This window comes from Phreatobacter sp. (assembly GCF_027532945.1).
Taxonomy (GTDB): domain Bacteria; phylum Pseudomonadota; class Alphaproteobacteria; order Rhizobiales; family Phreatobacteraceae; genus Phreatobacter.
In genome coordinates this window covers 128,017-142,216 of record NZ_JAPZTZ010000008.1, presented here as the reverse complement: position 1 = coordinate 142,216, position 14,200 = coordinate 128,017, and the positions used below count along the sequence as shown (strand labels likewise).

Genomic DNA, 14,200 nt, shown 5'->3' with positions numbered 1-14,200 from the left:
CCCGGCGGCCGCCCCCCCCCTCGGCCCCTCTACCGGGGGGGGGGGGGGGCCCCCCCCGGGGGCCCCCCCCCGCGGCCCTTTCCGGATTGCCCTTGCGGCAGGTCTCGCCGAGGATGGCGTCATGAGTTCATCCCGCCGCCTGCCGCTGGCCTTCGCCGTCTTTGCCCTCTGGATCATCGTCACCGTCTATGGCGCGCGGCTGATCTACGGCACGGGGGTGTCGCTTCTGGACCTTGTCCGTCACGGGGTTGCGCTGAACATCCTTGCGGCAGCAGGCCTGACGGTCCTCGCCTGCCTCGTCTTCGGCTGGCGCGACATGGCGGCCGGCCCGCCGCGGCCCGGTAGCCTGCGCCTTCTGTGGTTCCCGCTGCTCTACCTCGCTCTGCTCTTCGGGCTCGGTATCGTGAGTGGCCTCCCACCGGTCGCCACGCTGGCCTTCCTCGCGGTGAACACGGTGCTGGTGGGCCTGTCCGAGGAACTGATGTTCCGCGGCATCCTGTTTCGCTCGCTGCTAACCCGCATGCCGATCTGGCCCGCCATCGTGGCAACCTCGGTGCTGTTCGGCAGCGTGCACATCCTCAACGGCTTCGGTACGGGGGACTGGGGATCGGCGGCCGTCCAGGCCCTTGCGGCGGGGCTGTCGGGCCTGACGCTGATGGCGATCCTCTTGCGCACCGGTTCGATCCTTGTCGCCATGGCCTATCACGCGGCCTGGGACCTCGCGACCTTCACGGTGGCGGCGTCGCAGGCCACCACGGCGGGGCAGGGGGCCACGTTCTCCGCGATTGCGGCGGCCGTCGTGCCGGTGCTCTTCGTGCTGCCGAACGCCCTCTATGGCCTCTACCTCATGCGCCACATCGGCCGGGACGGCGAGGCCGCCTAGCGCGGGCCGTTGGCGAGGCGGCGCTCCCAGGCATAGGCCGCCTCGACGATTTCCGTGAGGTCGTCATGGGCCGGCGTCCAGCCGAGACGGCTGCGGGCGCGGGTCGCGTCCGCCACCACGGCTGCGGCATCGCCCGGGCGGCGCGGGGCATAGTCGGCGCGGAAGGTGACCTTGGTGACGGCGCGCACCGTGTCGATTACCTCCTTCACCGAATAGCCATGGCCGTAGCCGCAGTTCGCCACCATGCTCTCGCCGCCTGCGCGCAGATGGGCGAGGGCGGAGAGGTGGGCGCGGACGAGATCGGTGACGTGGATGTAGTCGCGCACGCAGGTGCCGTCGGGCGTCGGATAATCGGTGCCGAAGACGTCCATCTTCGGCCGGAGGCCAAGGGCGGTCTGCACCGCCACCTTGATGAGATGGGTGGCGTTCGGCGTCGATTGGCCGGTGCGGCCCTTCGGATCGGCACCCGCGACGTTGAAGTAGCGCAGCACGACATAAGTGAGGTCGTGGGCGGCGGCGGCGTCGCGCAGCATCCACTCGGTGATGAGCTTGGAGGTGCCATAGGGGCTCTCGGGGCGCGTCGGGGCCTCCTCGCTCACCGGCATGACCTCGGGCGTGCCATAGACCGCGGCGGTCGAGGAGAAAATCATGTGGCGCACGCCCTGCGCCACGCAGGCGGCCATCACCGCCCGCGTCTTCACGGTGTTGGCGAGGTAGTAGCCGAGCGGGTCGGCGACCGAATCCGGCACGACGATGCGCGCGGCGAAATGGATGACGGCATCGATGCCGTGCTGGCGCATGACCGTCTCGACCAGCGCCTGGTCGCCCATGTCGCCGACGACGAGCGTCGCCCGCGGGTCGACGGCCCAGACGAAGCCGGTGGACAGGTTGTCGAGCACGACGACCGCCTCGCCGGCGTCGAGCAGCTCCAGGACCATGTGGCTGCCGATATAGCCGGCGCCGCCCGTGACGAGGACCGCCATGGTGTCTTCCCTCCCGCGGCGCGTCCCGGCGCCGGTCTTGTCCCCGAGGGCTAACCGAAAGAGGTCAAGAAAGTGCCAAGGGACGGCAGGCGGGCCGGCTCATTCCGCGGCGAGCGGCGTCGCGGCAGCCGGGGCGGCATCGCGCAGCGGCCGGCCGATGGAGCTGTAGGCGAGGCCGCAGGCGCGGGCTGCCGTCGGATCGAGGAGGTTGCGCAGGTCGACGAGGACCGGCGCGGCCATGGTCCTTGCCGCTGCCCGCCAGTCGAGGGAGGCGAAATCCCGCCATTCCGTCAGGATCACCGCAAGGTCTGCGCCGGCAAGGGCGTCCATGGCGCTTGGCGCCATGGCGATGCAGGGCAGGAGCGGGGCGGCCTGGGCCATGCCGGCGGGATCGTAGGCGCGGATGCGGGCGCCGTGGCGCAGGAGCTGCGGCAGGATGACCAGGGACGCGGCCGAGCGCATGTCATCGGTCCCGGCCTTGAAGGTCAGGCCGAGGACGGCGATGGTCTTGCCGGCAACCGAGCCACCGGCGGCGCGGATGATCTTGCGGACCATCTCGCCCTTGCGCGCGTCATTCACCGCCACCGCGGTCTCGACCGAGCGCAGCGGCATGCCGTGGTCCTGCGCGGTCTTCATCAGCGCCAGCATGTCCTTCGGGAAGCAGGACCCACCGAAGCCGGGTCCGGCCTTCAGGAAGCGCTCGCCGATCCGCGGGTCGAGGCCGATGCCGCGGGCGACATCGTCGACATCGGCGCCGACCTCCTCGCAGAGATTGGCGATCTCGTTGATGTAGGTGATCTTCAGCGCCAGGAAGCAGTTGGCGGCATATTTGATCATCTCGGCGCCGCGACGGCTCGTCGCCACCAGCGGCGCGCCGGCCTGCGTGAGCGGCCGGTAGATCGCCTCCATGAGGGCGAGGGCGCGGGCATCGTGGGTGCCGATGACGATCCGGTCGGGCCGCATGAAATCGTCAATGGCGGCCCCCTCGCGGAGGAATTCCGGGTTCGACACCACAGCGAAGCCGGCGTCGCGGCCGAGGTCGCGCAACAGAACCTCGATCTCCTCGCCGGTGCCCACCGGCACGGTGGATTTCACGACGATGGCGGTGAAGCCGTCGAGCGACCGGCCCACCTCGCCGGCGGCCTCCATGACATGGCGCATGTCGGCATGGCCGTCCTCCGGGCGCGGCGGCGTGCCAACGCAGAGGAAGACCGCATCGGCGCCGGGAACGGCAGCGGCGAGGTCGGTCGAGAAGGCGAGGCGGCCGGTGGCGGCCTGCGTCGCGACGAGGACATCAAGGTCCGGCTCGTGGATCGGAATGATGCCGTCGAGGAGGCCGGCGATGCGCGCCGCGTCACGATCGACCACGCTCACTCGGTGGCCGAGCGCGGCGAGGCATGCGCCGCTGACGAGGCCGACATAGCCGGCACCGACGACGACGATGCGCAGCGAAGTCTGCCCCTGTTCGACGTGCGGCATCAGCTGGCGTTCCATCCCCGCGGGCGCCATCCGGGCGCCCCGTCATGGTCGAGCAACAGCATTTCAAAGTGACGCCACGACGACAAGGCCGTGGCCGTCCTCAGCCCCGCCCGCCGGCGGCGACCTTGAGGGGCGTTGCGGCCGCCTGGCGATCGCCAAGGCAGCGCATGGCGATGTCGAGGCTGGCGAGGCCGTCGGCGCCGCCGGTCACCGGCGCTGTGCGGTTGCGCACCGAATCGATGAAGGCGACGAGCTCGGCGCGCAGCGGCTCGGCATAGGCGACCGAGAGGTGGCGCATCGAGTAGGAGCCGTCCGGCTTGTAGTCGAAGCACTCGGTCACCTGGCGGGTGATGAGGTCGCCGGAAATGTACTTGTTGCGGGTCGCCACATGCACCGTGCGCGCCTTGAAGGGCGTCAGCCAGTTGGTGTTGATGTGGGCGAGGACCCCGGACTCGGTGCGGAACTGCAGCAGCGCGATGTCCTCGCGCGCCGCATGGATCGAGTTGGTTTGCGGCTGGATCTCGGCGATCTCCGAGCCGGTGAACCAGCGGATCAGGTCGATGTCGTGGACGGCAAGGTCGATGACGACGCCGATATCGGACATGCGCGGCGGGAAGGGGCCGACGCGGGTGATCTGGATGGAGAGGATGTCGTCGCCGGCAATGGCCTGGCGGATCGACTGGACCGCCGGATTGAAGCGTTCGACATGGCCGACCATCAGCGTCACGCCCGCCTTCTCGGCAGCGTCGATGATGCGGCGGCCTTCCTCGACCGTGTGGGCGATGGGCTTCTCGACGAGGACATGGACGCCGCGGGCAATGGCGGCGAGTGATATGGCCGTGTGAAGCTGGGTCGGCGCGGCGACGGTCAGCGCGTCGATGCCGGCATCGAGCAGCGCCTCGAGCGAGGCAAAGCCGGCGCAGCCGAGACGCGAGGTGACGAACTCGACCTGTGCCTCGTCAGGATCGGCAACGCCGACCAGGGTGACGCCGGGCAGTTCCGAGAGCACGCGGGCGTGGTTCTTGCCCATGACGCCGAGACCGACCACGCCGACGCGCAGGGGAGAGGCCGGGGACTTCGATGGGCTCATGGCATGCCTCGATGATGGGGCGCCTGACGGCGGGGCCGGCGCGGGCGCGATCTATACGATTTCGCTGCCCCATGAGGCAATTGCCGGCTCATCACGATCGGTGACCGCCGGTGTCAGGCCCGGCTCAGGCGCGCCGCCAGCCCACCAGCGCATTGGCTGCGGACTGCCGGCGGGCGAGGTCCGCAAGGTCCGAGGAGACGATGCGCTGGCCGAGCGGGAAGACCGAGGCGGCCGCAAGCTTCAGGTGCGCCCAGCCGAAGGGGATGCCGATGATGGAGAGGAAACAGGCCGCGGCGGCCAGAACGTGGATCACCATCAGCGACAGGCCGATGGGGATGAACCAGATGATATTGCCGATGAAGCGCAGCACGCCCATGGCGCCCGAGGGGCGTCCGGTGAGTTCGCTGGCCCAGACGACATCCCGGCCGAAGGGCCAGAGCGTGTAGGAGCCGATGCGGAAGCAAGCGAAGGCCCAGGGCAGGCCGACAATGGTGATGGCGGCGAGGATGCCGGCCACGAACCAGGCGAGGCCCGCGATGAGGCCGCCGAGGACGAACCACAGCAGGTTGAGGATGAGGCGGATCGGGCCCATGGGGTCCTCCGGGACGACATGACCTCAAGATAGGTATTGCGGGAGCCTCGCGCATCCCCGGTTGGACACCCGCTGCTGCCCGCCTTAAACACCCTTCGGGAAACACCGGGAGAGAACAATGCCGGCCATCGCCGACCTCAAGGTCAAGCTCTACACGGACGGTGCCGAGAAGGCCTCCATCGTCGAGATGGCGAAGAAGCCGTGGATCCAGGGCTTCACGACCAATCCCTCGCTGCTGAAAAAGGCCGGTGTCTCGGACTATGCGGCTTACGCGACCGACCTCGTCGCCGCCGTTCCGGACCACCACATTTCCTTCGAGGTCTTCTCCGACGACCTCAGGGAAATGGAGGAACAGGCCCGCGTCATCGCCACCTGGGGCAAGAACGTCTACGTCAAGCTGCCGGTGACGAACTCGAAGGGCGAGCCGCTCTACGACCTGATCCACAAGCTCTCTCGCGAGGGCGTGAAGATTAATTTCACCGCGCTCTACACTGCCGGGCAGATCAAGGCCTCCGTCGACGCGCTGAAGGGCGGCGCCCCCTCGATCATCTCGGTTTTCGCCGGTCGCCTGGGCGATGCCGGCCACGACTATATGCCGGTGATGACCTATGCGGTGGGCCTTGCCCGCGGCACCGACACGATCGAGGTCATCTGGGCCTCGACCCGTGAGGTGTGGAACGTCATCGAGGCGGATCGCATCGGCTGCCACATCATCACCGCCCCCGCCGACATCCTGAAGAAGCTGGAGGGCCTTGGCCGCGCGCCGGAGGACATCTCGCTCGATACGGTGAAGGGCTTCGTCGCCGACGCCAAGGCCGCCGGCCTGACGCTGACGGCCTGACGGCTCGCGGGGCAGGGGCCTCCGTCGAAAGCGGCGGTTGAGCGCGGCGGCGCGCCGGGTTCGACTGGCGCCATGGACATGACGCCCGATCCGCTTGCACCGCCCGCCGGCTTCGTTCGCTTCCGCGACATCGAGGGCTTCATCGGCCTGGCCGGACCCTATTTCTGGCGGGCTCTGCCGGATGGTTCCGTCGAGTATGGGTTCCGCGCCGAGGCCCGCCACGGCAATCCCAACGGCGTGCTGCATGGCGGCTCGCTCACCACCTTCATGGACACGGTGCTGGGCTACGAGGTCATCCGGCAGACGCGGCGGCGCTGCGCCACCATCTCGCTGACCACCGAGTTCGTGGCGGGCGGCAGGCCCGGCGCCTGGATCACCGGCCGCCTCTCGCTGCGCAAGCTCACGGGATCCATGGCCTTCATCGACGGCGACACCTATGCCGATGACGCGCTGGTGGCGCTCAACCACGGCATTTTCCGCCTGCTGCCCCCCGAAGATCCGCCCCATGCGCCGCCGGGCGGGCCGCCGCTGGTGCCGGCCGCCTGACGACCGAGCCGAATCGCTCGCCCTCGGCTAGACCTTTCTTTCGCCGGATGGCGCGGCTATGCACCGCCGGCTCGCCCGCGGACGGGCCGCGTCGCGGCTCCGACCGCCCAAGGATCGCCCGGGGAACCTTTCGGCCGTGATCAGGAACATCTTCTCGGTCTCGGCGATCACCCTGGTCAGTCGCCTGTTCGGCTTCGTGCGCGACCTGATGTTCGCCGCGATCCTCGGCGCCGGCCCGCTGGCGGATGCCTTCTTCGTCGCCTTCCGCATCCCCAATCAGTTTCGCGCCATCTTCGCCGAGGGCGCCTTCTCCGCCGCCTTCGTGCCGGGCTTCGCCAAGGTCGCCGCCGAGCGGGGACAGAACGCCGCGCTGGTCTTCGCCGACCGGATCTTCGCGTTCCTGATCCTCGCACAGCTGGTGCTGCTCGTCCTCGCCTTCATCTTCATGCCGACGGTGGTCGGGCTGATGGCGCCGGGCTTCGCCGATGATCCCATGCGGTTCCCGGCGGCGGTGGAGCTCACCCGCATCACCTTTCCCTATCTGGCGCTGGTCTCGCTGGTCATCCTGATGAGCGGCGTGCTCAACGCCGTCGGCCGCTTCGCCGCGGCGGCGGCGACGCAGGTCGTGCTCAATGTCGGCATTATCGGCGCGCTGCTGCTGGCGGCGAATTTCCGCACCCCGGCCCATGCCGCGGCCTGGGGCATTGTCGTTGCGGGCCTGTTGCAGTTCCTCGTCGTGACCGCCGATGCGCTGAAGGCCAATGTCATGCTGGAACTGCGGGCGCCGAAGGTGACGCCGGAGGTCCGCCAGTTCTGGAAGACCTTCGTGCCGGCGACCCTCGGCTCGGCCGGCACGCAGATCGCCGTGCTCGCAGACACGGTGGTGGCGAGCTATCTCGTCGCCGGGTCCGTCTCCTGGCTCTACTATGCCGACCGGCTCAACCAGCTGCCGCTCGGCGTCATCGCCATCGCGGTGGGAACGGTGCTGCTTTCCGAGATGAGCCGCCGTGTCGCGGCCGGCGACGAGGCCGGCGCCCGCACCGCCCAGCTGCGCGCCATTGAGCTGACCCTGGTCTTCACCTTGCCGGCGGTCGCCGCCTTCGTCATCGTGCCGGACACGCTGATGCAGGCCCTGTTCATGCGCGGCGAGTTCAGCGCCAATGACGCGATGCAGTCGGCGCGGGCGCTGGCGGCCTATGGGTCAGGGCTGGCGGCGCTGGTGCTGATCCGGCCGCTGACGGTGACGTTCCATTCGCGCGGCGACACCAAGACGCCGGTGATCGCCGTGGGCGTCGCCATCACCGTCAACGTCCTGCTCAAGGTGCTGCTGATGGGCCCGCTCGGCCATGTCGGCCTTGCGGTCGCGACCAGTGCCGGCGCCTGGATCAACCTCGCCATGCTGATTGTCTTTGCCCGCCGGCGCGAGCTTCTGGCGCTGGACGAGCGGGCGAAAGTGGTGATGCCGCAGCTTGCCGTCGCCTTCTCCGTCCTGGCGCTGGCGCTGGTGGCGTCGAACACGGCCATCGCCATGCTCATTCCCGGCCGCCTCGGCGACAAGCTGGAACTGGTGCTGCTCATGGCGATCGGCGGCATCGCCTATGGCGGTGCGCTGGCCGTGCTCTTCGGCAAGCGCTTCCTCGCCGACCTAAAGCGCCTGAGGCGGGGCATCGAAGGATAATCAGCGCCCTGCGGTATCATTGAACCAGATTTTCACCGATCGCGACCCATGATCACCGGGCAGGATTCTGCCCACCGTTCACGGGAGCCGCACCATGTCGGACCTTCTGGAAGTGCTGTTCAGCCAGCCGAAGCTGCTCGCGATCCTCATCCTCGCCATCGCCGCTGGATGGCTCGTCGGTGCCTGGTTCGGCTTCACGGCGGGGCTCGTCGCCTTCGGCCTGTCCTTTGTCGTCTTCGGCGTGGTCATTGTCGTGCGCTCGCTCAGGCCGCGCTGACCGCCGATCTCAGCCCTGCGGTGTCGTGACCTTGCGCTGTTGCGCGCGTTCGAGGCCCAGCTTGTGCTCGCGCCACATGACGAAGATGCCGGAGGCGACGACGATCAAGCCGCCGGCGATCACATAGGCGCTCGGCACGTCAGCGAAGACGAGGTAGCCGATGATGACCGCCCAGATCATCGAGAAATAGTCGAAGGGCGCGATCAGCGAGGTGTCGGCGTAGCGATAGCTCAGGGTCAAGAAGATCTGCCCCAGACCGCCGGTGACGCCCACCATGACGAGGATGAAGGCCTTCATTGGGCTCGGCACGACCCACTGGCCCAAGACCGGCACGACATAGCCGAGCGGCCAGGTGAGGAGCGCCAGGCAGGCGCACAGCGCCATGAAGGTGAAGACGATGGCCGCCGTCGTCTCGGTGTTGACGAGCTTGCGCACCTGGATCGTGGCGAAGGCGGCGCAGACCGCGCCGCCGAGCGAGAACAGCGCACCGGTGCTGTGGGCATCGGCCTGGCCGTAGAGCGCCACCACGTCCAGATGCGGCCAGAGGATCACCACCACGCCGACGAAGCCCACGGCCACTGCTGTCCAGCGATAGATCCGCACCTGTTCGCCGAGGATGAAGTAGGCGAGCGGCACCACCATCAGCGGCGCGGCGTAGCTGATCGCGGTGGAATCGGCGAGCGGAAGCATGGTGAGGCCGACGAAGCCGGAGAACATGCCGGTGGCGCCGATAACGCCGCGCTTCATGTGGGAGCGGAAGCTCACATAGCGGAAGGCGTCCATCACCTCGTGCCGCCAGGCCAGCATCATGAAGAGCGGGATGAGGGCGAAGAAGGAGCGGCAGAAGACCACCTCGCCGACGGGGATCTCCGTGCCCGCGACGCGCACCAGCGTCGACATGGAGGTGAAGGCCACCGTCGACATCAGCTTGAAGAGGATTCCCGTGGCAGCGCGGGAGAGAACAGGCATGTCGGGAGGAAAGGCCGGAGGAGAGCTTTGATCTCCTTTGAACCATGCCGTGGCCGATTCAGGCAGCCCCGTCGGTGCAGTGAAGCCCTGCGGTGGCGTCCCCGAGCGGCCAAATCGGGGTCATGCGAAGGCCGCTTTCACCACCGGGGGTGCGGTTGCACAGCATGTCGCAGGGGTTAAGGTCCGTTCACCACCCTTCAAGAGGTGGTGCCACGACCTCATCGTCACTCAACGGGATCCCTTATGGACAGCCTCAATCCGACCCTCAACGCCTGGGCGCCGCGCGTCCTGTCGATCGTCCGCATCATGTTCGCGCTGGTGCTGCTGCAGCATGCCTTCGTGAAGCTTTTCGGCTTCCCGATGAGCGTCAATTTCGCGCCCGTCGGGTCGCTGCCGTGGATCGCCGCTTGCATCGAATTCGTGACGGGAATCGCCATTCTGGTCGGTTTTTTCACCCGCCCGGCTGCTTTCCTTCTCGCCGGAACCATGGCGGCGGCCTATTTCCTCGGCCACGCCACGCGCGGTTTCTTTCCCATCCAGAACGGCGGCAGCCTCGCCATCATGTACTGCTTCACCGCCCTTTACCTGGTCTTCTCCGGCCCGGGTCCGTGGAGCGTCGACGCCCAGCGGTCGTCCAATCCGTGACGCCCTGATCCGTCACGTTCCGTGACGACGATGGCCGCGAGCCGCTGATGCGCTCGCGGCCTTTTTCTGTTTGGAAGCAGGTGGTTACTGGGAGGTGACCGGGGCCTGTGCGGGCGTTTTCAGGACACAAGATCGCCATGCCGGATCACGCCTGCGTGAGAGCCTGAGGGCTCAGCGCCGCTGCGGCGGGCGACCCTCGCGGGCGGGCAGGTCCTTCAGGTAGGTCGCCATGGCGGCGCGGTCGGCATCGGAGAGCTGCGCGGTGTTGCGGACCACCGAGGCCATGGCGCCGCCGGTCGAGTCGCCGGACGGGGTGAAGCCGTCGGCGAGGAAGGTGGCGATCTCGTCCTTCGACCAGGAGGCAAGGCCGTCGCGGTGGGGCGTGATGTTCGGCACCCAGCCCCGGCCGTCCGGATTTGGTCCGCCGGAGAAGCGGCGGTCGGAAGGGATGGCTCCTGTGAACTGACGCGGCGAATGGCACTCGGCGCAGTGGCCCGGACCCTCGACCAGATAGGCGCCGCGGTTCCACTCCGCCGACTTCGCGGGATCGGCGCGGAATGGCTGGCCGTCGAGGAAGGCGAGTTTCCACAGGCCGAGGCCGCGCCGCACGGTGAACGGGAACGGCAGATCGTGCGGGCGGTTCGCCGTGTCGTCTGCCGGCAGGGTTTTGATGTAGGCGAAGAGGTCGCGCACGTCGGCGACCGTCATCCGCTGGTAGGAGGTGAAGGGGAAGGCCGGATAGTAGTGCTCGCCCGAAGGCGAGACGCCGCGCAGCACGGCATTGGCGAAATCGGCCTCCGACCAGCGGCCGATTCCGCGTTCCGGATGGGGCGAGATGTTGGAGGCGTAGAAGGTGCCGAAGGGCGATTTCAGCGCATGGCCGCCGCCAAGGCGATTGCGGTCGGTCTGGCCCTCGGTGACGTGGCAGGAGGCGCAGCCGGCGGCAGCTAAGACCTGGCGGCCGCGCTCGGCGCTGGGCGCTGCTCCCGCGAGGGAAACGGCGTCGAGGCGCGAGGGCGCCGTCAGCCACCAGAAGACGCCGCCACCGAGGGCGGCGAGCACGAGGACGACGACGAGGAGCCGCTTGAGCATGCCTGATCCGGATCGTGAGGGGCGGCGCAGGACCGGGTCCTGCGCCGTCCGATAGACGTCAGTTGCGGCGGGCGCGGTAGACCTCGTGGCAGGAGCCACAGTTCTTGGTCACCTCGGTGAAGGCGGCCTGGAAGGTCGCGAGGTCGGTGACCTTGGCGCCCTCGGTGCGGGCATCGGCGCCCCACTTGGCGACGGCGGCGGTGAAGGCGGCGCGGTTCGACCAGATCGCCGGCAGGGCTGCGGTGTCGCCGCCCGTCTGGCTGTTGTCGGGGAACAGGGTGGCATAGGTCGCCGCGGCCTGCTCATAGCTGGCGAAGATGGCGCGGGCCTGGGCGAGGTTGAACTCCGCCTGACCGCGGGCCATGCGGGCGCCTGCGCCGGTCTGCTGGCCGACCGTCTTCATCGACTCCTTGCGGGCGGCGATGGGGTCCGCGCCTTGGGCGGTGACGGCGAAGGTGCCGAGCGCGAGGGTCGCGGCGGCGATGACGAAACGCTTCATTGGTGGAAGTCCCCCTTGGGCCGCTCTCGGCGGCGGTTGCGCCGGCGTGCGACACCGACTGGAACCATTCCACACTAGGAAGGCGGGCTTGGCCTATCCCCTCCGTGCACCGCGATGATCACGGCTGCGTTATTCCGCCGCAGTTCTTGCGTCTGCGCAATCGGCCATGTGCCGGGATGCAAGCGGACGGCGGGGAGGGGATCCCCGCCGCCGTCTCACGGGGATCGTCAGGCGGCCTTGGCAGCCTTGGCCTGCTGGATCGCCTCCCAGACCACCGCGGGGGTGGCGGGCATGTCGATCTCCTTGATGCCGTAGGCGCGCCACAGCGCGTCCACGAGGGCGTTCATCACCGCCGGGCAGGCGCCGATGGTGCCAGCCTCGCCGGCGCCCTTGATGCCCAGGAGATTTGTCACGCAGGGCACGTTGCGCGTCTCGAAGTGGAAGTTCGGGATGTGGTCGGCCCGCGGCATGGCGTAGTCCATGAACGAGGCGGTGAGCAGCTGGCCGCTCTCCTTGTCATAGACAGTGCGCTCCAGCAGCGCCTGGCCGATGCCCTGGACGATGCCGCCATGGACCTGGCCGGCGAGCAGCGTCGGGTTGATCGTGACGCCGAAGTCGTCGACGACCGTGTAGCCGAGGATGGTGGCGGCGCCGGTGTCTGGATCGACCTCGACCTCGCAGATATGCGTGCCATTCGGGAAGGTCGGCTCCGGCGGGCGCCAGGTGCCGTGGGTCTTCAGCTTCTCCTCGGCGCCGGGGAGGGAGGCGATCTTCTCGTAGGAGATCGCCTTGTCGGTGCCGACGACGCGGACATTGCCACCGACGATCTCGACATCGGCGACGCCGACCTCCATCTCGGTCGCCGCCATCTCCTTGATGACGTCAGCAAGCGCCCGCGCGCCCACGTCCACCGCTGCGCCGCCGACGGGCAGCGAGCGCGAGCCGCCGGTGCCGGTGCCCGACGGGATGAGGTCGGTGTCGCCCTGCAGCACAGTGATGCGCTCGACGGGGATGTCGAGATGCTGCGAGGCGAGCTGGGCATAGGCGGTCTTGTGGCCCTGGCCGTTGGACTGGGTGCCGATCTTGATGATCACCGAGCCGTCCTTCTCGAGGCTCATCCAGGCGTTCTCGGGCGCGCCGCCGCCGCAGGCCTCGATATAGGTGGCCATGCCGATGCCGCGAATCTTGCCGGCCTTGCGGGCGACCTTGAGCCGATCCTTGAACGTGTCCCAGCCCGCCACGTCCATGGCGCGGGTCATGTGGCCGTCGAACTCGCCGGAATCATAGGTGCGGCCGACCGGCGTCTTCCACGGGAACTGGTCGGGCCGGATGAAGTTGCGGCGCCGCACCTCGGCCGGCGTCGAGCCGGTCTCGATGGCGATGCGGTCCATCAGGCGCTCGATCAGATAGGCCGCTTCCGGGCGGCCGGCACCGCGATAGGCGTCCACCGGCACGGTGTTGGTGTAGGCATATTTCAGCCGCACATCCATGGCCGGGAAGGCATAGACGCCGGCGAGCATGAGCGCGCCGACATAGGGGATGAAGGTGGCGTACTGGGACAGATAGGCGCCCATGTCGGCGACCGTCTGCACCTTCACGGCCAGCACCTTGCCGCGCTTGTCGAGGGCGGCGGTGGCGGTCGAGACGTTGTCGCGACCCTGGCTGCAATTGACGAAATGGTCGCCGCGCTCCTGAACCCAGGCGACCGGCTTCTTCAGCTTGCGCGCCGCCACCATGCAGAGCGGATATTCGCGGAACATGAAGGTCTTGGTGCCGAAGCCGCCGCCGACATCGGGGGTGACGACGCGGATCTTCTCCTTCGGGATGTTGAAGATTTTGGTGGCCAGCGTCGCCTGGATGCCGTGCGAGCCCTGGCTGCCGAGGGTGAGCGTGAAGCCCTTGGACTTCGCGTCGTATTCGGCGAGGCAGCCGCGCGTCTCCATGTAGTTGGTGATCAGGCGGTTGTTGACGATGGTCACCGACACGGTGCGATGGGCCTTCTCGAAGGCCTTGGCGGTGGAGTCGGCATCGCCGAGATGGACCTCGCCGCAGAGATTGCCGGCGATGTCCGGCCAGACCTGCGCGGCACCCGGCTTCAGGGCATCGACGGCGTCGATGATCGGCTCACGCGAGGTCCATTCGATGACGATGGCCTCGGCGGCGTCCTTGGCCCGGTCGAGCGTGTCGGCCACGACGAAGGCGACCCCATCGCCGACATGGCGCACGGTCTTCGAGCAGAGGACCTCCCATGGCGGGTTCGGGATCGGCTTCACCGCCGGGATCTGCGACAGGCAGGGCAGGAGCCCGACGCCCTCGAGGTCGGCATGGGTGAAGATCGCCTTGACGCCCTTCATGGCGCGGGCGGCCTCGACGTCCTTGATGACGAAATCGGCGAAGGCGAAGGGCGAGCGCAGGACATAGCCGACGAGGGCGCCTTGCGGCACGAGGTCGGAGACGTAGCGGCCCTCGCCCTTGATCAGCGGCGCGTCCTCGACCCGGCTCACAGCCTGGCCCATTCCGAATTTCGTCGGCGTCATGTCACGTGCTCCGGGGAACTCGGGTGGGAGAATGGAACGCTTCCAGGGGGCGAGGCAAGATGGAAGGACTGCACGGTCGCAATGCGGTG

Annotated in this window: 14 protein-coding genes; 6 read left to right on the top strand and 8 right to left on the bottom strand. The window is 68.4% G+C overall.

The genetic code is table 11. The features are described 5' to 3' along the window. Positions 1-121: 121 nt before the first annotated feature. Positions 122-883 (top strand): CPBP family intramembrane glutamic endopeptidase, encoded by a 762-nt coding sequence (locus O9344_RS06630; RefSeq protein WP_298474464.1) that lies wholly within the window; start codon positions 122-124, stop codon positions 881-883. Here O9344_RS06630 and galE read toward each other — a convergent pair. The 4 genes from galE to O9344_RS06610 form a co-directional block, all read right to left on the bottom strand. Next, positions 880-1,866: a UDP-glucose 4-epimerase GalE gene (gene galE / locus O9344_RS06625; RefSeq protein WP_298474462.1), complete on the bottom strand. Its 987-nt coding sequence runs from the start codon at positions 1,864-1,866 to the stop codon at positions 880-882. The genes O9344_RS06630 and galE overlap by 4 nt on opposite strands. A 99-nt stretch (positions 1,867-1,965) precedes the next feature. Further along, on the bottom strand, positions 1,966-3,315 hold the full coding sequence (locus O9344_RS06620) for a UDP-glucose/GDP-mannose dehydrogenase family protein (protein ID WP_298474473.1): 1,350 nt from the start codon (positions 3,313-3,315) through the stop codon (positions 1,966-1,968). Between the two features lie 130 nt (positions 3,316-3,445). Next, complete coding sequence (locus tag O9344_RS06615) at positions 3,446-4,435, bottom strand: Gfo/Idh/MocA family oxidoreductase (RefSeq protein ID WP_298474460.1); 990 nt, start codon at positions 4,433-4,435, stop codon at positions 3,446-3,448. A gap of 124 nt (positions 4,436-4,559) precedes the next feature. Further along, positions 4,560-5,027 carry a YccF domain-containing protein gene (locus O9344_RS06610; RefSeq protein WP_298474458.1) on the bottom strand — a complete coding sequence of 156 codons (468 nt, stop codon included), beginning with the start codon at positions 5,025-5,027 and terminating at the stop codon, positions 4,560-4,562. Between the two features lie 118 nt (positions 5,028-5,145). On the opposite strand from O9344_RS06610, the gene O9344_RS06605 reads away from it, so the two are divergent. The 4 genes from O9344_RS06605 (at position 5,146) to O9344_RS06590 (ending at position 8,369) form a co-directional block, all read left to right on the top strand. Next, the gene (locus O9344_RS06605) at positions 5,146-5,868 is read left to right on the top strand and encodes a transaldolase (RefSeq protein WP_298474456.1); all 723 of its coding nucleotides are present in this window, start codon (positions 5,146-5,148) and stop codon (positions 5,866-5,868) included. Between the two features lie 72 nt (positions 5,869-5,940). Next, positions 5,941-6,414, top strand: coding sequence for a PaaI family thioesterase (locus O9344_RS06600; protein WP_298474454.1), 474 nt, complete (start codon positions 5,941-5,943; stop codon positions 6,412-6,414). Positions 6,415-6,550: 136 nt separating this feature from the next. Then, positions 6,551-8,092: a murein biosynthesis integral membrane protein MurJ gene (gene murJ / locus O9344_RS06595; RefSeq protein WP_298474453.1), complete on the top strand. Its 1,542-nt coding sequence runs from the start codon at positions 6,551-6,553 to the stop codon at positions 8,090-8,092. Between the two features lie 94 nt (positions 8,093-8,186). After that, positions 8,187-8,369 (top strand): hypothetical protein, encoded by a 183-nt coding sequence (locus O9344_RS06590; protein ID WP_298474451.1) that lies wholly within the window; start codon positions 8,187-8,189, stop codon positions 8,367-8,369. Between the two features lie 9 nt (positions 8,370-8,378). Here O9344_RS06590 and O9344_RS06585 read toward each other — a convergent pair whose 3' ends face one another. Next, a complete protein-coding gene (locus O9344_RS06585; protein ID WP_298474449.1) occupies positions 8,379-9,338 on the bottom strand; it encodes a DMT family transporter in 960 nt (319 codons plus the stop codon). Between the two features lie 243 nt (positions 9,339-9,581). Between O9344_RS06585 and O9344_RS06580 the strand changes: the two genes are divergently transcribed. After that, positions 9,582-9,983 carry a DoxX family protein gene (locus tag O9344_RS06580; protein WP_298474448.1) on the top strand — a complete coding sequence of 134 codons (402 nt, stop codon included), beginning with the start codon at positions 9,582-9,584 and terminating at the stop codon, positions 9,981-9,983. A gap of 171 nt (positions 9,984-10,154) precedes the next feature. On the opposite strand, the gene O9344_RS06575 is transcribed toward O9344_RS06580, so the two are convergent. From O9344_RS06575 to O9344_RS06565, 3 genes are all read right to left on the bottom strand, one after another. Beyond that, on the bottom strand, positions 10,155-11,075 hold the full coding sequence (locus tag O9344_RS06575; protein ID WP_298474446.1) for a cytochrome c: 921 nt from the start codon (positions 11,073-11,075) through the stop codon (positions 10,155-10,157). Positions 11,076-11,133: 58 nt separating this feature from the next. Beyond that, positions 11,134-11,574 carry a cytochrome c gene (locus tag O9344_RS06570; RefSeq protein WP_298474444.1) on the bottom strand — a complete coding sequence of 147 codons (441 nt, stop codon included), beginning with the start codon at positions 11,572-11,574 and terminating at the stop codon, positions 11,134-11,136. A 227-nt stretch (positions 11,575-11,801) separates the two neighbouring features. After that, positions 11,802-14,111 carry a xanthine dehydrogenase family protein molybdopterin-binding subunit gene (locus O9344_RS06565; RefSeq protein WP_298474442.1) on the bottom strand — a complete coding sequence of 770 codons (2,310 nt, stop codon included), beginning with the start codon at positions 14,109-14,111 and terminating at the stop codon, positions 11,802-11,804. Between the last annotated feature and the right edge of the window lie 89 nt (positions 14,112-14,200).